The sequence below is a fragment of the Microbacterium sp. NPDC056569 genome, from assembly GCF_042793475.1.
In the GTDB taxonomy this organism is placed as follows: Bacteria; Actinomycetota; Actinomycetes; order Actinomycetales; family Microbacteriaceae; genus Microbacterium.
This window is the reverse complement of the sequence record NZ_JBHTUV010000001.1, coordinates 173273-192028: the sequence shown is the minus strand read 5'-3', so window position 1 is coordinate 192028 and position 18756 is coordinate 173273. Positions and strand designations below refer to the sequence as shown.

The window sequence follows — 18756 nt, the reverse complement described above, 5'->3', positions numbered from 1 at the left end:
CCGCCGTCAGCCGAAGATGCTCGCGACCACGGCTGCGGTGTAGCCGGTGGGTGCGAGGTTCGAGTACGTCGTGTCGATGAGGATGTCGTCGCGCCAGAACAGCGTGCGCCCGTCGGTGACCGGGTACGTCTCGTTCTGCCACGTCTTCTCGCAGCGCGTGCCGCCGTCGGGCGTGTAGCAGGTGTAGCCCTCGTCGGCCACGAGCTTGTTGAGCATGTCGAGCGCCGGCCCGCGCGCCATGTACGTGATGGTGGTGACCAGACCCGTCGTGTCGGCGGCCGGGTCGCGCCACACGCACACCAGCCCGCCGTCGGGCTGCGGCCCCGACGATCCGAACGCGGGGTCGTTCAGCGGCACGTCGTCGAGCTGGGCGAGCACGTCCGCGGTGAGGATCGCGCGGCAATCGTCGGGGACCTCGGCGCGAGCGGTCGGCGACGGCGTCGGGGTGGGCGACGGCGAGGCCTCGCCCGACGGCGTCGGCGTGAAGGTGAAGCCGTCGCCGGACGGTGCATCGGGTGCGCACGCCGTCAGGATCGCGAGCGCCAGGAGGACGGTTCCCGCGACCGCTCCACGCCGCGCCGGCGCGCGTCGCGACGCCCCCGGTCGCGACGGTCCGGCTGCGGCGGCGAGTCGGGACGCCCGTGGTGCCATGCGCTCACGTTAGTGGTCGGCATCCGTCCCGAGCGCGTGACGCGCCCCGCCGCGGAGGACTGCGATTCGCTCGGCACGCCTCCGTCGGATGCGCGGACCCCGGGACTACTCTGCCTCTGCGGGGATGAGCCCTGCGTGAGGAGTGCCTGCGATGAGTGACCCCAAGTCGACCTACGGCGAACCCGTCGAGGAGCCGCACGGCGTCGACGACGTCGTCGGCCGTGCGAACGAAGGCCTCGCCGACGCAGAGGCCGCCCGCCGCGACGCCGGCGCTCCCGAGACTTCGGCCGCCGCGCCCTCCGCGCACGACGCTTCGGACGCGACTCCCGTCGACGCGACCCCCGCCGACGCGACTCCCGCCGACGCGACCGACGCCCCCGCGACCGCTCCTGACGCGCCCACCGCGGAGCCCGACCCGTGGGACTCGCCGGAGGCGGCATCGCTGGACTACACGCCCACCGCGACGCCCGCCCGCGCCGCCGACGACTCGCCGACCGTGGTGGTCCCGCCGATCGTGACCCCGAGCGAGCCCGTCGCCCCCGAGCCCGCCGTCGTGGCCGCCGCGGCACCCCAGCCGATCTTCGTGCAGGCGCCCGAGGCGCCGCGTCCGCGCGGCAACCGCGCCGCGGCCGGCGCCATCGGCCTGCTCGCGGCCCTCGCCTTCGCCGTGCTCTACCTCGCCGTGTGGCTCGGCATCGACGCGATCAGGGGCGACGTGACGGGTGCCAACATCGGCACGACCGTCGTCGGGGCGCTCGCGACGTGGTCGCTGTGGGTGCCGGTCGTGGTGTTCTTCATCGCCTTCTGGCTGCTCGGCGCGATCATCAACCGCGGCCGCTGGGGCGCGTGGGTGGTCTTCGGCATCCTCGTGGGCGTCGCCGCCTACGGCGGGCACATCCTCGGCGCGCTGTTCCAGTCGCCGTTCTGGAACCTCACCGCGAGTGAGGGCGCCGAGCTCGTCGAGGCCGAGCTGCTGGCGCCGCTCGCGATCGCCGCGTTCGTCATCGGCCGCGAGCTCACGATCTGGTTCGGCGCGTGGGCCGCCGCGCGAGCGAAGCGCGTCACGGAGCTCAACGTCGAGGCGCAGCGCGAGTACGAGCGCACGCTCGAGGCCGGCCCTCAGCTCGTCCGCCCGTAGGCCCCTTCGCGCCTGCGCCCGCCGACGTAGGCTGGCGGCATGGCCGCTGACGGTGCCGACGCGCCGTCGCAGGGACCCGTGCGACCGCCCGTCGCCCTGGTCTTCGCGACGATGGGCTTCGTCGCGCTCCTGATCTTCGGCCTCGGCATGACGAGCCTGGCGACCTCGCAGGACGTCATCGCGACACCGGGGCTCGGGCAGGTTCCGGGGATCACCGGCGTCGTGTGCGCCACGCTCGCGTTCGCCGGCGGGCTGTGGGCCGCGATCGCGCGCGCGGGGCGCCGGACGGATGTTGAACCCCCCGGCGCCGGCGCCCCCCAGGCCGCGTCGGCCGCGGGATCGCCCGCGGGCGGCGGGGCGCAGCATCCGTCGTTCTGGGGAGCCGCGTGGACGACGGCAGCGACCTTCCTCGCCTACCTGGGGGGCGTCTGGTTCGGCGCCCTGTTCACCGGCACTGACCTCGGCGTCGCGACCGCGGTGGTCGGCCGGCTCGCCACGACGTGGTTCGGGGTGGTCGTCGCGGGGGCGGCCTTCGTGTCGGCGTGGGCCGGCATCGCGCTCGTGCGCACGCGGGCCCGGCGCCCGCGCTGGCCGTGGGAGGACGAGTTCGACGAGTGAGCGGCGTCCGGGAACCGCGGAAATCCGGGCGCGAGCCGACACCGGGCACTAGCGTGGAACACGTGGAGCGGTCGCTCGAGACCCAGGTCAGCCAGGCGGTGGACGCCTGGCTCGCGTGGGTGCCCCGCTGGGAGCCGGCGACGCACCACGGTCGCACGGCCCCCTGTCGGCGCTGCTTCGGGTCGCCGGTGCTCTCGGCCGCCGGCCTCGGCGCCGATGTGCCCCACGGCGTGCAGCACGGACTGTCGACGCGCATCAAGACGATCGTCGACCGCTCCGTCGCCGAGTACACGGCGCTGAACCTGCCGATGCTGCAGGCCGAGCTCGACCAGCAGGCCACCCGGAATCGCGCGCGCAGCTACCGCCCCGGCGAAGGGCTCGACCCCGAGTTCGAGGGGCTGCCGATGGACCCCGATCCGGTGCCCGGGGCGCCCTTCCTCTTCACCATCGCGGGGCTCGCCGAAGAGGCCGATGCGCACGTGCCCGCGCTGCCCCCGCTGAGCGAGGAGGCCAAGGCTGCGCTCCGCCAGGAGGTCGGGCTCGCCGACGACTACGCCAACATGGTGGGGCGCGAGGTGTGCACGATCCTGCTGCACCATCGCCTGCGCATCCAGGCCGCGGTGACCGAGTACGTCGAGCCGCAGATCGAGGCGATGCTCGCCGACCTCACCAAGTCGCTCGACGCCCCGTTCGACCCTCATGACCCCGGCGACGCTCCACGGCTAGACTGACGCCGGCCCGGTCTCTGCGGCGGGGCTTCGTGACCTCCGCCGCACCCGCTCGCGCTCTCCACAGTCCTTCCCCGCACCCCGGGGTTCTCGGAGGTGGTTTTTGTTAGCATGACCAGGTTTGTTGCCGCGTGTGCGGCATGGGTCGTGTGACGTAGCGGACTGCGGGGGAGGTGTGGTGGCCACTCGGCTTCCCTCGGCTCCGCCGATCCTCCCCGGACTCGCCTACATCCGCCCTCTGGGCTCCGGCGGCTTCGCGGACGTGTTCCTGTACGAACAGGACATGCCCCGGCGCAACGTCGCGGTCAAGGTCATGCCGAGCGACGTGCGCGACCCCGAGCTGCGGCGCATGTTCAACGCCGAGGCAGACGTCCTGGCGCACCTGTCGGCCCATCCCTCGATCGTGACGGTCTACCAGGCGAGCATCTCGGCCGACGGGCGCCCCTACATCGTCATGGAGTACTGCCCGGGTTCGCTCGCGCAGCGCTACCGGGTGGAGCGCATCCCCGTGGAGGAGGTGCTGGCGATCGGCGTGCGCATGGCGAGCGCACTCGAGTCCGCGCACCGTGCCGGCCTCATCCACCGCGACGTCAAGCCCAGCAACATCCTCATCACGACGTTCGGCACCCCGGTGCTCGCGGACTTCGGCATCTCGGCCTCGCTGCAGCGCAAGAGCGGCGGCGAGGTGCTCGCGATGTCGATCCCGTGGAGCGCGCCCGAGGTCGTCGCCGAGCAGACCAGCGGCACGGTCACGAGCGAGGTGTGGAGCCTCGGCGCGACGGTGTACTCGCTGCTCGCGGGCCACAGCCCGTTCGAGCGGCGCGAGCGCGGTCAGAACACCAAGGACCTGCTGCGCAAGCGCATCGCCCGCGCCACGTACGTCGAGATCCCGCGCGCCGACGTGCTGCCGTCGCTGCAGAGCGTGCTCGCGCGGGCGATGAGCCGGGATCCCGGCCGCAGGTATGACTCGGCCCGGGCCCTCGGCGAGGCGCTGCGCGAGGTGCAGTCGGGCCTCGGCCTCTCGCCGACGCCGCTCGAGATCCCCGATGCCGAGTGGTCCCCGGCATCCGCCCCCGTCGATTTCGGCGATTCGGCGCTGCGCGGGCCCGCGCGCTCGCACGTCGAGCGAGACCTCACGCGCAAGGTGCACGCCGGAACCGGCGTCGCGGCCCTTGCGCGCGACGAGGACACCGAGATCTCGGCGCCTGCCCGCCGTCGCCGCCGTGTCGCGCTGCCGTGGGTGCTCGGCATCGGGGCGGGGCTCGTCGCCGGCGCCGGCGCGGTCGTCGTCGCGCTGATGGCCGCAGGGGTGCTCTGATGCGACGCGGCACGATCACCGGCCTCGTCGCCGCTGGGGCCGCCCTGGCGACGGTGATCGGCATCAGCGTCGTGTGGCCCGGCCTCGATGCGCAGGAGACGCCCGACGTCGACACCGCGGTCTGGGCGTTGCAGACGGAGGGCCGGCGCTACGCCCGCGTCAACACCTCGGTGGGCGAGCTCGACACCGTGCGCAGCGTCAGCAATCCCGACCAGGTCGTGCAGACGGGGGACGCCGCGTACCTCTTCAGCGACAGCTACAGCACGCTCACGCGCGTCGACGCCGCCATGCCGGCGGACCTCGACGAGCAGGCGCTGCAGTCCTCCTGGAAGACCCCGCCGGGCACGACCGAGGCGGTGACCGCGGGCGACTGGGTCGCCTACCTCACCGACTCCGGCGCGGTGTTCGCCGGGAGCCTGTCCAGCGGCACCTCGTCGCAGGTCGACCCCTTCCGCAGCGACGACGAGGACACCCCGCAGTACACCGCCGACGCGATCGCCGTCGACTCCCGAGGCATGCTGTTCGCGTACTCGGGCGCCGACGGCTCGGTGCTGCGCTACGACATCCGCGAGGGGCAGGAGCGCGGCCGCGACGCCCTCGATCCCGAGGGGCTCGAGGCGCCGGCCATGACCGCGGCCGGCGACACGTGGGCGCTCGTCGACACGGAGGACGGCGAGGTGTGGCTCCGAGGGCAGGATGCTGCGGCCCAGGCCCCGACGACGAGCACCGTGGTGGTCGGCGCCCCGGACCCGGGCGGCACCGCGGTGTACCTCGCGTCCGACTCCGCGCTCGTCCGGGTGCCCGCCGACGGGTCGGCGATGGAGGCCGTCGCCGGAGAGGCCGCGGGGCCGGTGCTCGGCAGCCCCGCACAGCCGATCACGCACGACGGCGAGACGTACGCCGCATGGCTCGGACAGGGCGACGCCGGCGGGCGGCTGTGGCGCTCGAGCGGGACGATGGTGCCGCTCGACTACGGAGTCCAGGCGATCGGCGACGAGGTGCGCCCGGTCTTCGTCGCGGGGGGCTCCGCGGTGATCCTCAACGACGCGCGAACGGGCTGGGCGTGGTCGGTGCCGGACGGCGCGCTGATCGCCTCGAGCCAGGACTGGAGCCTCGACGAGCGCACCGACCCCGAGGCGGTGCCGAGCGAGGAGCAGCTGCAGGTCGTGCTCGAGCCGAAGCCGCCGGTCGCCGAGCCGGACGCGTTCGGCGTGCGCGCGGGCGCCCTCGCGTCGCTGCCCGTGCTCATGAACGACCACGACCCGAACGAGGATGTGCTCACGATCGATCCGGCGTCGGTCACCGGCCTCGACCCGGGGTTCGGCACGGTCTCGGTCACCGACGACGACCAGCGGCTCGCCATCCGGGTGCAGCCCGGCGCGACCGGATCGGCCACCTTCTCGTACGCGGTGACCGACGGCACGTCCGCGGACGGCCTGACGTCCGACGCCACGACGGTCACCGTGACGGTGGCGGATGCTGCGGCCGACTCGCCGCCCGAATGGTGCGGCGTGGAGCGCTGCCTCGTCGAGTGGCCGCAGCCCGAGGTCGCCCGCGGCGGCACGGTGACCGTGCCGGTGCTGCCCGGCTGGGTGGATCCCGAGGGGGACCCGCTTCTGCTCCTGTCCGTGGAGAACACCACGGGCGACGGCAGCGTCGCGGCGACCCCCGGCGGCGACGTCGTCTACCAGCACAGCGACACCGGCGACGGCGGCGAGCAGCTCATCGATCTCGAGGTCACGGTCGCCGACACGCAGGGGCAGACGGCGGTGAAGACACTGACCGTGAAGGTGTCGCCGCAGCCGCAGCTCGCGGCGCAGTCGTTCGCCGTGACCGACACTGTCGCCTCGGGCATCACGGTCGACGTCGCGGATCACGTGACGGGCACCGCCGGCACGCTCTCGCTCGACTCCGTCCGCGTGCTCGACGATGCGGCCGCCACGGCGACGGTCGTCGGCGGGTCGACCTCGTTCGATTTCGCGGCCAAGAGCGCCGGCACCTTCCGCGTCGACTTCACGGTGACCGACGGCGTGAGCGACGCGACCGGCACGGCACGCATCACGCTGCTGCCCGGCGACGCTCCCGCGCAGCTCGCGACCTCCCCCGTGGTGGCGTTCGTGCACCCGCAGCAGGACGCGACCCTCGAGATCTTCGACGCCGTCTCGAACCCCACGCGACGTGTGCTGCTGCTGAGCGACGTCGTGGCGAGGGCCGACGACGGCGCCACGCTCTCGGTCGACGCCGTCGGCCAGAACCACCTCCGCGTGTCGGGCACGACCGCCGACGGGGCCGCCGGGCGCCTGGGAACCGTCTCGTACGTGGTGAGCGACGGCACCGAGGACGCCGGCGCCGCCGTCGAGGGGGAGGCCACCGTGTACCTGCTGCCGCCGGCGCCCGAGCTCGCCCCCATCGCGGTCGACGACACGATCGTCGTGCGGGCCGGCGCCCAGATCGACATCCCGGTCCTCGACAACGACATCTCGCCCGCCGGCGGCCGCCCGACCCTCAACCCGGCATCGGTGCGGTCGTCGTCCGACGCCGCGCTCGCGTTCGGGTCCGGCGACCTCCTGCGGTACCTCGCACCCGGCGAGCCGGGCGAGTACGAGATCGAGTACTCCGTCTTCACGACGGGCGCGCCGGCGCTGGCAGACACGGCGACGGTGCGCGTGACGGTCATCGACGCAGACGCCAACCGATCCCCGACCGCCGACACCCTCGAGGGCCGCGTGCTCAGCGGGCAGTCCGCTCTCATCGAGTTCGACGATTTCGGCACGGATCCCGACGGCGACGTCGTGACGCTCGACCGCATCGTCGACCAGCCCGAGCGGGGCGCGGCCACCATCACCGCCGACGGCGCGTCGATCCTGTACACGAGTGTTCCCGGCGACAGCGGACAGGTGTCGTTCCGCTACCGCGTGGTCGACGCGCTCGGCGCCACCGCCGAGGGCACGGTGCGCGTCGGCGTGCTCGACGGCCAGGCCAACCCGAGCCCGGTCACGTTCACCGACTACGTGCAGGTGCAGGCGGGGGAGGGCAACACGATCCGCGTCAGCCCGCTCTCGAACGACATCGACCCGACGATGGGCGAGCTGAAGGTCGCCGACGTCCGCCCCGACGTCCCGGCGACGCTCGTCGACGGCAGCGACAACCCGGAGCACGCGCGGCTGCGCGGTCAGATCGTCGGGGTCGACGACACGACGGTGCGCATCGCGGCGGGCGACGAGCCGGGCACCATGTCGTTCCTCTACGACGTCGAGTCGTCGTCGGGCAACACCGGACGCGGGCTCATCGTGGTGCGGGTCGTCCGCGAGAGCGTGCCCGACTTCCCGGTCGTCGCCGACACGAATCTGACGGTCGAGACGCGCGAGGACTTCCCTCGCGGCGTCGACGTGCTGGACGGCAGGGTCACCTGGTCGGGCGGCGACGTGGACGATCTCGAGCTGTCGCTGTGGGGCGACCCCGACGGCGTGTCCGTCCAGGGCTCGCGCCTGCGCGGCGCGCTGCCCGACACGACGCGGCTCATCCCCTTCGCGGTCACGGGTGACAGTGCGGCGGGCGAGGTCACGTCGTACGGGTTCCTCCGCGTGCCGGGCGACGACGATCTGGCCCTGACCCTCCGGGCGGGCGCCGCCGCGCCCGAGGTGACGGAGCTCGAGTCGGCGACCTTCGATCTCGCGGACCTCGTCGCGCGCCCCCGCGGCTCGGTCGTCGAGGTGGGCGACGGGGTGCGGGCCTCGGGAGCACGGGCCGAGGCCACGTGCGCGGTCGACGCGGGCACCGTCGTCCGCTACGACGCGGGCTCGGGGGCGCCCTGGGTCGACGCGTGCCAGGTACCCGTGCGGGTGGCCGGCCAGGAGGACTGGACCTACGTGTCGGTGCCGATCGTGGTGCACCCGAGGGATCCGCAGCCGGAGCTGCATCCGGGTTCGATCGCGGTCGGGCCGGGGGAGACCGCGACCTTCGACCTGCGGAACATGACGACCTGGCAGCTCCGCCCGGACTGGGACGGCATCGTGTACGTCGCCGACCACTCGGGCACCGCGTTCGAGGTCGTGCAGGAGGGCTCGGTCGTGACCGTGACCGGCGCGGACCGCGCGGTCCCGGGGGTCGAGGAGGCGGTGCTCGTCTCCGTCACCAGCCACCCGTCGGTCGCGCCCGCGCGCCTCATCCTGCGCGTCGGCGCGGCGCCCTCGACGCTGCCGCAGGGCGGCGCCGTCGTGCAGCAGTGCTCGCAGGCGGGCGGTTCGTCGTGCACGATCCCGGTCATCGGCGCGGGAGGTGAGGTCAACCCGCTGCCGCGCACGCCTCTCGAGGTCGTCGATGTGCGCCCCACGGGCGCGTGCGTCGGCGTCGGCTTCCAGGTGGCTTCGGCCACGTCGGTCACCGCGACGTGGACGACGGATGCCCCGGGCGCGACGTGCACCGCCACCTTCTCGGTGCGCGACGCACAGGGTCGCGTCACGAACGCGGAGCGGGACGGTCGCGTGCTGCTCGACCTGCTCGGCTTCCCCAAGGGTCCGGCCAGTATGAACCAGACGGCATATGCCGACGGCACCGTCACGCTGCGCGTCGACCCCGGCGAGGCGCGACAGGCCTACCCTGCCCTCGCCGGCTTCGTGATCCGGTCGGCCGGGCAGGAGGTCGCGCGGTGCACGGTCGACGGCGTCTGCCCCGCGATCGCCGCTCCGAACGGCGAGCAGCGCACCTACGAGGCGTGGGCGATGAACGCCGTGGGTGAGTCGAAGACGAGCGTGCGGACGGTGGCATGGGCCTACGACGCGCCGCTCGCGCCGGCGAGCGTGGCCGCTGCGCCCGTCGTCACCGGCGATGGATCGGGGGGCATCGTCTCGCTCGTCATCGACGGGATCGAGGTGGGCGAGACCGGCAGCCTCGAGATCACGAGCCCTGCCGGAGAGGCGGTGCGCGTGCCCGTGGGCCGCAACGACACCCGTGTCGACGTGCCGTCGTACCGCGTCGGCGCCAACACGAGCTCGATCATCACCGTCACCCCGTACTCGCGCTTCGACCTGCCGCCCGGGCTCGGGGGCAGCGCGTCGGGGGCGGCCGCGACCGTGCAGGCGAGCGGCATCGGCAGTCCGCAGTCGCCCCAGCTGACCCTCAGCTCGGTGTCGAACGGCGACGGCACCGCCACCGTCACGGCGCGCGCCTCTGCGCAGCGCAACGGAGACGGCTCGACGCTGCGCTACGGCATCGTGCAGGAGGGACAGCGCTGCACGGTCGCCGACGACGGTGCGACGGCGACCTTCCCCGGACTCGCCGACGGCGAGGAGTACGTCTTCCGGACCTGTGTCGAGTCGTGGTGGGACGGACGGTCGTTCGGCCGCGCCGAGACGACGGCGAGTGTGCGGGCGCATCAGACCGGCCGGGCGCCGCAGGGCTGGACCTTCTCCGTCGACGGCGTCCCGAACGTGCAGGCGCAGCGCGCCGACTGGGTGATCCGCGCCGCCCCGACCTCGACCGAGCGGCTCCCCAATCACAACCGGGCGGAGCTCCAGGGCTGGGGCCCGGGCACGACGGTCTTCGGCCGCGATCCCGGCATCCAGGTCCGCTACGTGCACGAGTTCTGGGGCACCGCCACGAACTGGTCGACCGTGACGCCGCGCGCCGGCAGCGCCCCGTACCAGGTGCAGGCGAGCTGGGAGGCGGCCTCGTGCGTCGGCGGCAGCCCGCTGACCACCCGCGGTCAGTCCTCCAACGCCCCGAACGGGTCTTCGGCCGCTTTCGCGTTCGGCAACGCGGGACTGCGGTACTACGACGCGCAGAACAGGCTGCTCACGCACACCGCCGGCACCTGGGACGTGCCGGTCGGCGCGGAGCGGGTGGAGGGCATCTCGGTGACCGTGAACTGGGACGCCCAGGGCTGGGGGCTGGCCCCCGCGAGCACCGAGTTCTCGGCAGTGTGCCAGCCGAACAACGGCAACCCCGCCCCGGCGCCCTGACCCGAACCTTCCACGAACCCACACGACAGAGGACACACCACATGACCATCACGCAGGAGCAGGCCGACTGGTTCGCGCAGACGTTCGGGCAGATCGCCGACAACGTCGAGCGCGCCGTGCTCGGCAAGCGCCACGTCGTCGAGCTCGTGCTCACCGCGATGCTCAGCGACGGCCACGTGCTCCTCGAAGACGTGCCGGGCACGGGCAAGACCTCCCTCGCGCGGGCGATGGCGCAGTCGGTGCAGGGGACGAACACGCGCATCCAGTTCACGCCCGACCTGCTGCCGAGTGACATCACGGGGCTGAGCGTCTACGACCAGAAGGAGGGCGTGTTCGAGTTCCACGCAGGCCCGATCTTCGCGAACATCGTGCTCGCCGACGAGATCAACCGCGCGAGCCCGAAGACGCAATCGGCCCTGCTCGAGGTGATGGAGGAGGGAAAGGTCACGATCGACGGCGTCTCGCGCGAAGCGGGCGTGCCGTTCCTCGTGCTGGCGACGCAGAACCCGGTCGAGCAGGCCGGCACGTATCGCCTCCCCGAGGCGCAGCTCGACCGCTTCATGATGCGCACGTCGCTCGGCTACCCCGACCACGCCGCGACGGTGCGCATCCTCGACGGTGCGGCGATCGCGACCGCCGAGCTCGCGCCGATCATCACGCCGCAGGCGCTGGTCGGCATGGCCGACCTCGCCGCCGACGTCTACGTCGATGCCCTGGTGCTGGACTACATCGCCCGCCTCGTCGACGGAACCCGGTCGGCGGACGAGGTGCGTCTGGGTGTCAGCATCCGCGGCGCCCTCGCCCTCACGCATGCCGCGCGCACTCGCGCCGCGTCTCAGGGGCGCACCTACGCGACCCCCGACGACGTGAAGACGCTCGCGGTGCCGGTGCTGTCGCACCGCCTGATCCTGCACCCCGAGGCCGAGTTCGACGGCGTCACGCAGGAGACCGTGGTCGGGCAGGTGCTCCTCGACGTCGCACCGCCCTCGAGGCGCGAAGCGGTATGAGCGTCCCCGAGCGCCGCGGCGGCTCCACCGGCACGGTGGAGCCGCGCATCACGCGCACCGTCCAGTCCACCGGCACGACCGGCCGCACGCACGTGACCGCCACGGCCACGAGCGTCGCCGAGTCGCGCCGCGGGCGCGCGTTCGTGCGCGCCGCGGTGTGGTGGACGGGCGCGTGGCGGGCGGCGGGCTCGGGCATCACGGCCGCGGCGGAGTGGGCGGCGCAGACCATCCGGCCGGCGGGCGTCCTCGTGGCGGTCGCGGCGACCGTGGGACTCGTGCTCGGCCTCGTCTTCGGCTGGGTCGAGTTCATGGTCGCGGGCGCAGCATCCGTCGTCCTTCTCCTCGCCGCGGTGCCGTTCCTCTTCGGCGCCCGCGCGTACGACGTCGACCTGTCGCTGACCCACGAGCGGATCGTGGCCGGCGACGGTGTCGCCGGGCGCATCATGGTGCGCAACGACGGTCACCGCACGGCCCTGCCGGGCCGCGTCGACATCCCGGTGGGCGCCGGCCTCGTCGAGTTCGGCGTCCCCCTGCTGAGGCCCGGTCACTGGGTCGAGCAGCCGCTCGACATCCCCGGGCTCCCGCGGGGCATCGTGACCGTGGGTCCCGCGACGACCGTGCGCAGCGACCCGGTGGGCATGCTGCGCAGCGAGCACTCGTTCCCGGACGTGCACGACCTGTACGTCCACCCGCGCACGGTCTCGCTGCCGTCGACGAGCGCCGGGCTCATCCGCGACCTCGAGGGCGCGCCGACGCGGCGCCTGGTCGACGCCGACATGTCGTTCCACGCGATCCGCGAGTACGCCCCCGGCGACTCGCGGCGGCAGATCCACTGGCGCTCCACGGCGAAGACCGGGCGCCTGATGGTGCGGCAGTACGAGGAGTCCCGCCGCTCCCGCATGGCCGTCGTGCTCGGCGTCTCGCAGGCCGAGTACGCGGACGCCGACGAGTTCGAGCTCGCCGTGTCGTGCGCCGCGTCGCTGGGCCTGCGTGCCGTGCACGACGCGCGCGACGTGCAGATCGTGACAGGATCCGAGATCCCGCGCGTCGTGCGCGGGCGGCTGCGCGCGATCCGCCACATCCCCGCGGCCGCGCCCCGTCCGATGCTCGACGGCTTCAGCGGCGTCGACCTGCTCGAGAGCACGATGCCGGTCGGCGAGGTGTGCCGGCTCACCGCGGAGTCGGGCGAGCGGCTGTCGATCGCGTTCGTCGTGGTCGGCTCGCGCGTGCCGCTCACCCGGCTGCAGCAGGCCGCCCTCGCCTTCCCGGCCGACACGAGCGTGGTCGGGCTCATCTGCGACGAGCGGGCCCACCCGCGCATGCAGCAGCTGTCGGGCATGACGGTGCTCACCGTCGGCACCCTCGAAGACCTCTCGGGCCTCCTGCTGCGGGGAGCGACATCGTGAGCGGGTCGATCCCGGTGACGGCGAAGACGGATGCTGCGCCCCGCGGCGCGTTCGACGCGCTGGGCCTGCGCACGCCCCGCATCCCCGCCCACGTGCGGGTGGGCACCGCTTTCGCCGCCGTGATCGCCGTCGTCGCGGCCGTCGCCGCCTGGCCCATCTACCGCTCGGGCAGCTTCACGCTCCTCGTCGTCGTCGGAACCCTGCTGGGGGGCGCGATCGCCGCGACGGCGCGGTGGCGGCGCTGGAACGGCTGGGCGGTCGCCGCTGCTCTCGCCCTCGCCGTGCTGCTCGTCGGGGTCCCGCTCGCGGTGCCCTCGCGCCTCGGCACGCCCGACGACGTGGTTCGCGGGTTCGGCGAGCTGGCGAGCGGGCTCGTGCTGGGCTGGAAGGACCTCGTCACCGTCGAGCTGCCGGTGGGGTCGTACCGCAACCTGCTCGTCCCCGCGCTGGTCGTGTTCCTCGTCGGCACGTGCGCGGTGCTGCTGCTCGCGTGGCGGGAGGACCGCACCGCTTACGCCGCGGTGCCGGTGGCCCTCGGCATGGTGACATTCGGGCTCTTCTTCGGCCGCACCGTGGTGAGCGCCCCGCTCGCGCTCGGCCCCGTCTTCCTCTACGCACCGGTCGAGACGGTCGTCGGCGCTGCCGGCCTCGTCGCGAGTCTCCTGTGGCTCGCCTGGCGCACGCACGACGAGCGCGTCCGCGCGCTCCAGCGTGCGGCCGCATCGAGCGGCGTCCGCATCTCGCGCCGACCCTCCGCGGCCGACCGGCGTCGCACCGCGCTCGGCGCGGGCATGGTGGTCGTCGCCCTCGGGGTCGCGGTGGCGGTCGTGCCGTTCGCCGCCCGCGGCGCGGAGCGCGAGGTGCTGCGCTCGGCCGTCGGCCCGGACATCGATCTGTCGGCCGAGGTGAGCCCGCTCTCGCAGTACCGCGCGCTCTTCGCCGACGCCCGCGCCGACGACGTGCTCTTCACCGTCGAGCCCGTCGTGACCGACGGCGTCGTCGGCACGCTGCCCGAGCGCGTGCGCATCGCGACCCTCGACGCGTACGACGGCGAGGTCTTCCGCTCGGGCGGCGAGGGCGCCGTCGACGCCGGCCGGTTCGTGCGCGTGCCGTCGGCCCTCGACGCCGGCGAAGGCACGCCGGTCCAGGCGCGCGTCGAGATCGACGCGTGGGACGGGATCTGGATGCCCACCACGGGCCGCCTGGAGACCGTGGAGTTCGACGGCGACCGGTCCGCATCGCTGGCCGACCGGTTCTACTACAACGCCGCCGCCTCGGCCGGGGTGCAGACCGCCGGCGGGGGCTTCGAGGCCGGCGACGGCCTGGTGCTGCGCGGCGTCGAGCCCGAGACGCCCGAGCTCGCCGAGCTCGAGCCGCCGGGAAGCCCCGGTGGCGTCGGGGCGCCCGAGAGCCTGCGCGCGTGGATCGACGAGCATATGACCGGTACCGGCGGCGCAGCCCTCGCGGGCCTGGTCGAACTGCTGCGCGATCGCGGGTATCTCAGCCACGGACTCGCGGAGGGCGACCAGGAGCCGGCGTGGGTGGCGGCGCTGCCGGACTACACCTTCCAGCCCAGTGCCTCGGGCCACTCGCTGGCCCGCGTCGACACGATGTTCGCGCGCCTGCTCGAGCGGGAGACGGACCCGCGGGCCGCCGCATCCGGCAACTACGTCGCCGCGGTCGGCGACGACGAGCAGTTCGCCGTCGCCGCGGCGCTCATCGCCCGTGAACTCGGATTCCCCTCCCGCGTCGTGCTGGGCGCACGCCTGGCCTCCGCCGAGCCCGGACTCGCGACCTGCGACGACGGCGCGTGCCGCGCGCAGCACCTCACCGCGTGGACCGAGGTGCAGTCCGCCGCCGGTGAGTGGGTCGCCGTCGACGTGACGCCGCAGTATGCGAAGTCGCCGAGCCTCGACGTGACCGAGCAGCGCGACCCCGAGAACGTCACCGAGGTGCGCCCAGACTCGGTCGAGGAGGTCGTGCCGCCGGATCCCGCTCAGGAGGACTCCGCCTCCGACCGCCCCGCCGACGACGACGCGGGCGCCGACCTCGCGTGGCTCTGGCCGCTGCTGCGGTTCGGCGGGATCGCGCTGGTCGTGCTCGTGCTCGCACTCGGCCCGTTCCTCATCGTGATCGGCACGAAGGCGGCGCGACGCCGGTCGCGTCGGCGCACCGGCACGCCCGCGACCCGCATCGCCGGCGGCTGGGACGAGTACGTCGACGCTGCCCTCGACAGCGGTCGCGCGGCACCCCGGACCGCGACGCGCAGCGAACTCGCCGCCGCCTTCGCGACGCCCGCCGGAGCGGCGCTCGCGCGCGACGCCGACCGCGCGGTGTTCTCGCACGCGGACCTCCCCGACGGCGAGGCGCGACGCTACTGGGAGGCCGTCGATGCCGAGCGGCGCAGGTTCCGGCGTGAACGCGGGTTCTGGCGTGGGGCGCTCGCGACCGTATCGTTGAGATCGTTGTTCCGTCCGATGGCGCCCGAACCGGGCGGCCGCGCGCGATTCGCCGAAAGGGGGAGACGACGGGCCGAGCCCGTGCGTCCCATGCCATGAACGCCACCGATGCCACCGCCGTCGTCTTCGGAACGCTGATCAGCCTGCTGCTGTTCGCCGGTCTCTACGTCTGGACCGCGCTCGCGCTGTCGGCGGTGTTCCGCAAGTCCGGCGTCGAGGCCTGGAAGGCGTGGGTGCCGATCCTCAACACGATCGTGGTCCTGCAGCTCGCCGGACTCTCGCCGTGGCTCGTGATCCTGGCGTTCATCCCGTTCGTCAACCTCGCGTTCCTGGTGGTCTGGGCGATCGCGCTGTTCCGCGTCAGCGTCGCCTTCGGCTTCGGCGCCGGCATGACCGTGCTCGGCTTCCTGCTGTTCCCGGTGTGGGCGTCGATCGTCGGCTGGGGGAGCGCGCGCTGGGTCGGACGCGAGACGGATGCCGCGACCCGCGGCGCGGTCGGAGCCGGCGTGCGTCGCACCTCGGGCGAGGCGACGACGCCGCCCCCGCTGCCGCCGTTCCCCACACCGCGGCCGCAGGCCGGCGTGCCGACCCCGTACCCGCCGGCGCCGACCTCGATCCCACCCCTGCCCACGGATGCGGTCGCGGCATTCGCGCCGCCGCCGCCCTCGTACGCCCCTCCCGCACCGGCCCCGGCTGCGGCGCCCGCTGCACCGACGCCCGCCTCGACGGTCGCGCCCGCGGCGCCCGTCGCGTCGCCTTCCGCGGCGGCCGAGGCGTCCGCCGACGCGGAGGCCGCGCCGCCCGCCGCCGGGTGGACGCCGCCTCCGCTGCCCGGCCGCCCCGTGTCCGCGGCCGGCGGCGAGTCCGGCGGGCCCGAGACCGATCCGTGGCAGGGCTTCGCGCTCGACGGCGTCGACCTGAGCGCAGAGGTCACCGGCGCGGTGCCCGGGGCGCCGGCGCCGATCTCCGCCGTCCCCGCCTCGCCGCTCGCGTCCGTCCCACCCGCACCGGACCCGTCGCCGGCCCCGGCGCCGGCCGTCGGCCGCAACGGGTCGGAGCCGCTGGTGGCGCCCGAGGCCGCGACCACGGGTGAGGAGGGCATCACGCGGCCACCGGTCACGCGCGTGCCCGCGACCCCGGCGGCCGAGGGCGAGCGCGAGCCGTGGGCGCCCGCGCGCTCGCCGATGAGCGAGGCCGAGGCCTTCCCCGAGGCGTCCGGCCCGGTGTCGGCGATCGTCGGCGCCCCCGACGCCGGATCCCCCCGCTCGGCGCGGTCGTCGGTGTCGGCGTTCCACGCCAAGCCCGAGATCCCCCACGAGCAGGACTTCCTCGAAGAGACGATCATCGCCCGCCGCAAGCGCACCGACTGGACCCTGGTGCCGCCGACCGGCGATCCGGTCGCGCTCTCGGCCGAGGTCGTCATCCTCGGCCGCCGGCCCGCCGGCGACCCCGACTTCCCCGGCGCGCAGCTCGTCTCGATCCAGGACGGCACCGTCTCCAAGACGCACGCGCGCCTCGAGCTGCGCGACGACCGCTGGTACGTCACCGACCTCGACTCCACCAACGGCGTGCTCTTCGCGACCGTGATGGGCACCGAGGTCGAGGCCCCTCCCGGCGAGGAGGTCGAGGCCGGCGACCGGTTCCTGCTCGGCGACGCCGAGGTGCGGCTGCGGCGGAGCGACGGGTGATCGACCCCGACGACGAGCGCACCGCCCTCTCGCGCCGCCGGACCCCCGAGCCGGAGCAGGACGACGCGCCCGACGATCGGACTCTGCCCTCGCGACGGTCGTCGGGGCGGCTGGGAGAGCACGACGACACCGTCGTGTCTGCGCGGTCGAGCGTGCCGTCGGACTCCGAGGTGCCCACCCAGGCGGCGACCGAGCCCGCGCCGCCCGGACCGCGCCGGACGGCCCACCCGCCGGCGCCGGACGACGTCGCAGCCCGCTCTGACGGCGGGCGCGCAGCATCCGTCCGTCCCGTGGATGCGGCGCTCGCGGCTGAGCCCGCCGGCCGCAGGGCGGCGGTGCCCGGCTCGGGCACGGCCTCGTATCGCGCGCGCCCCGTTCCCCCGGCAGTCGTCTCCCGCGCAGGGACGGCCCGGCGCGGGCCCCAGGATTACGTCGACACGGCGGCCGCGGACGCCGCCCACCGGCGCCGCAGACGCCGGCGGGCCGTCACGGTCGTGGCTGCGGCATCCGTCCTCATCGTCGTGGCTGCGCTCGCGCTCACCGTCCTGCTGACGATCGCCTGACGGGCGTGCTTCGCGGGCGCTGTCGGCCCTGCCTCGGCGTGTCGTCGGCGCGTCCGGCTCGCGACGTGCTTGCGCGTTTGCCCGACCCCCGAAACCCACGTATCATGGATCGGGTGTGCGCTCACGCGCGCCGTCCGACGTGCCTCGGCGTGTCGGCGGCCGGGCGGGCGCCGCATCTCAGGGAAAGGCCTGCGAACAGGCCACCCCCACGGCATACCCACCAACAAGAAGCGCGTCAGCCATTCTGGCGCGTCGGTGGGTCAGCGTGAGCCCGCAGCGTCACGAATCGCAAGATCCGGATGCCGCGGGGGAGACCACGACGCTGTCACCGTGCAGCACAACAAGGAGAGAACGTGCCAACCATTCAGCAGTTGGTTCGCAAGGGTCGCTCGCCCAAGGTCTCGAAGACCAAGGCGCCGGCGCTCAAGGCGAACCCGCAGCAGGCGGGTGTCTGCACCCGCGTGTACACGACCACCCCGAAGAAGCCGAACTCGGCGATGCGCAAGGTCGCCCGTGTCAAGCTCCGCAACGGCACCGAGGTCACCGCGTACATCCCCGGCGAGGGCCACAACCTGCAGGAGCACTCGCTCGTGCTGGTCCGCGGCGGTCGTGTGAAGGACCTCCCCGGTGTCCGCTACAAGATCGTCCGCGGTGCGCTCGACACCCAGGCAGTCAAGAACCGTAAGCAGGCTCGCAGCCGCTACGGCGCGAAGAAGGGCTGAGAAAGATGCCTCGTAAGGGACCCGCCCCGAAGCGCCCCGTCGTCAACGACCCGGTCTACGGCGCACCGATCGTCAGCCAGCTCGTGAACAAGATCCTCGTCGACGGCAAGAAGTCGCTCGCCGAGTCGATCGTGTACAACGCCCTCAAGGGTGTCGAGGCGAAGAACGGCCAGGACGCCGTCGCCACGCTCAAGAAGGCGCTCGACAACGTGCGCCCGACCCTCGAGGTCAAGTCGCGCCGCGTCGGTGGCTCGACTTACCAGGTGCCGGTCGAGGTCAAGCCTCACCGCGCCAACACGCTCGCCCTCCGCTGGCTCGTGAGCTACGCCAAGGGCCGTCGTGAGAAGACGATGACCGAGCGCCTCCAGAACGAGATCCTGGACGCCTCGAACGGCCTCGGTGCCGCGGTCAAGCGCCGCGAGGACACCCACAAGATGGCCGAGTCGAACCGCGCCTTCGCGCACTACCGCTGGTGAGCCGCTTCGACAGGCTCAGCGA

At 73.8% G+C, this 18756-nt stretch carries 13 protein-coding genes; 12 read left to right on the top strand and 1 reads right to left on the bottom strand.

Going from position 1 to position 18756, the window contains the following annotated elements:
• Positions 1 to 6 precede the first annotated feature (6 nt).
• The gene (locus ACFQ7C_RS00760; protein WP_378896596.1) at positions 7 to 651 is read right to left on the bottom strand and encodes a hypothetical protein; all 645 of its coding nucleotides are present in this window, start codon (positions 649 to 651) and stop codon (positions 7 to 9) included.
• A gap of 151 nt (positions 652 to 802) precedes the next feature.
• Here ACFQ7C_RS00760 and ACFQ7C_RS00755 point away from each other — a divergent pair, with 151 nt between their 5' ends.
• From ACFQ7C_RS00755 to rpsG, 12 genes are all read left to right on the top strand, one after another.
• Positions 803 to 1789, top strand: coding sequence for an ABC transporter (locus ACFQ7C_RS00755; protein ID WP_378896594.1), 987 nt, complete (start codon positions 803 to 805; stop codon positions 1787 to 1789).
• 39 nt (positions 1790 to 1828) lie between these two features.
• Complete coding sequence (locus ACFQ7C_RS00750) at positions 1829 to 2407, top strand: hypothetical protein (protein ID WP_378896592.1); 579 nt, start codon at positions 1829 to 1831, stop codon at positions 2405 to 2407.
• 62 nt (positions 2408 to 2469) lie between these two features.
• Entirely contained in the window at positions 2470 to 3138 is a 669-nt protein-coding gene (locus ACFQ7C_RS00745; protein WP_378896589.1) for a spermidine/putrescine ABC transporter substrate-binding protein, read from the top strand.
• Between the two features lie 175 nt (positions 3139 to 3313).
• The gene (locus ACFQ7C_RS00740; RefSeq protein WP_378896586.1) at positions 3314 to 4453 is read left to right on the top strand and encodes a serine/threonine-protein kinase; all 1140 of its coding nucleotides are present in this window, start codon (positions 3314 to 3316) and stop codon (positions 4451 to 4453) included.
• On the top strand, positions 4453 to 10413 hold the full coding sequence (locus ACFQ7C_RS00735) for an Ig-like domain-containing protein (protein ID WP_378896584.1): 5961 nt from the start codon (positions 4453 to 4455) through the stop codon (positions 10411 to 10413). The genes ACFQ7C_RS00740 and ACFQ7C_RS00735 overlap by 1 nt, the downstream gene beginning before the upstream one ends.
• Positions 10414 to 10454: 41 nt before the next feature.
• Complete coding sequence (locus ACFQ7C_RS00730) at positions 10455 to 11420, top strand: AAA family ATPase (RefSeq protein WP_378896581.1); 966 nt, start codon at positions 10455 to 10457, stop codon at positions 11418 to 11420.
• Positions 11417 to 12826, top strand: coding sequence for a DUF58 domain-containing protein (locus ACFQ7C_RS00725; protein WP_378896579.1), 1410 nt, complete (start codon positions 11417 to 11419; stop codon positions 12824 to 12826). Before ACFQ7C_RS00730 ends, ACFQ7C_RS00725 begins: the two co-directional genes overlap by 4 nt.
• Positions 12823 to 15384: a transglutaminaseTgpA domain-containing protein gene (locus tag ACFQ7C_RS00720; protein WP_378896578.1), complete on the top strand. Its 2562-nt coding sequence runs from the start codon at positions 12823 to 12825 to the stop codon at positions 15382 to 15384. The genes ACFQ7C_RS00725 and ACFQ7C_RS00720 overlap by 4 nt, the downstream gene beginning before the upstream one ends.
• A complete protein-coding gene (locus ACFQ7C_RS00715) occupies positions 15381 to 16973 on the top strand; it encodes a DUF5684 domain-containing protein (protein ID WP_378896576.1) in 1593 nt (530 codons plus the stop codon). The genes ACFQ7C_RS00720 and ACFQ7C_RS00715 overlap by 4 nt, the downstream gene beginning before the upstream one ends.
• Positions 16970 to 17536 carry a hypothetical protein gene (locus tag ACFQ7C_RS00710; RefSeq protein WP_378896574.1) on the top strand — a complete coding sequence of 189 codons (567 nt, stop codon included), beginning with the start codon at positions 16970 to 16972 and terminating at the stop codon, positions 17534 to 17536. Before ACFQ7C_RS00715 ends, ACFQ7C_RS00710 begins: the two co-directional genes overlap by 4 nt.
• A gap of 353 nt (positions 17537 to 17889) precedes the next feature.
• Positions 17890 to 18258: a 30S ribosomal protein S12 gene (gene rpsL, locus ACFQ7C_RS00705; RefSeq protein WP_018171438.1), complete on the top strand. Its 369-nt coding sequence runs from the start codon at positions 17890 to 17892 to the stop codon at positions 18256 to 18258.
• A gap of 5 nt (positions 18259 to 18263) precedes the next feature.
• Positions 18264 to 18734: a 30S ribosomal protein S7 gene (rpsG, locus tag ACFQ7C_RS00700; protein ID WP_042538706.1), complete on the top strand. Its 471-nt coding sequence runs from the start codon at positions 18264 to 18266 to the stop codon at positions 18732 to 18734.
• Positions 18735 to 18756: the final 22 nt, after the last annotated feature.

What these genes read in the sequence shown, in the direction of transcription:
- ACFQ7C_RS00760 (WP_378896596.1), bottom strand. Translation starts at nt 651, where the DNA reads ATGGCACCACGGGCGTCCCGACTCGCCGCCGCAGCCGGACCGTCGCGA.
- ACFQ7C_RS00755 (WP_378896594.1), top strand. Translation starts at nt 803, where the DNA reads ATGAGTGACCCCAAGTCGACCTACGGCGAACCCGTCGAGGAGCCGCAC.
- ACFQ7C_RS00750 (WP_378896592.1), top strand. Translation starts at nt 1,829, where the DNA reads ATGGCCGCTGACGGTGCCGACGCGCCGTCGCAGGGACCCGTGCGACCG.
- ACFQ7C_RS00735 (WP_378896584.1), top strand. Translation starts at nt 4,453, where the DNA reads ATGCGACGCGGCACGATCACCGGCCTCGTCGCCGCTGGGGCCGCCCTG.
- ACFQ7C_RS00730 (WP_378896581.1), top strand. Translation starts at nt 10,455, where the DNA reads ATGACCATCACGCAGGAGCAGGCCGACTGGTTCGCGCAGACGTTCGGG.
- ACFQ7C_RS00725 (WP_378896579.1), top strand. Translation starts at nt 11,417, where the DNA reads ATGAGCGTCCCCGAGCGCCGCGGCGGCTCCACCGGCACGGTGGAGCCG.
- ACFQ7C_RS00715 (WP_378896576.1), top strand. Translation starts at nt 15,381, where the DNA reads ATGAACGCCACCGATGCCACCGCCGTCGTCTTCGGAACGCTGATCAGC.
- rpsG (WP_042538706.1), top strand. Translation starts at nt 18,264, where the DNA reads ATGCCTCGTAAGGGACCCGCCCCGAAGCGCCCCGTCGTCAACGACCCG.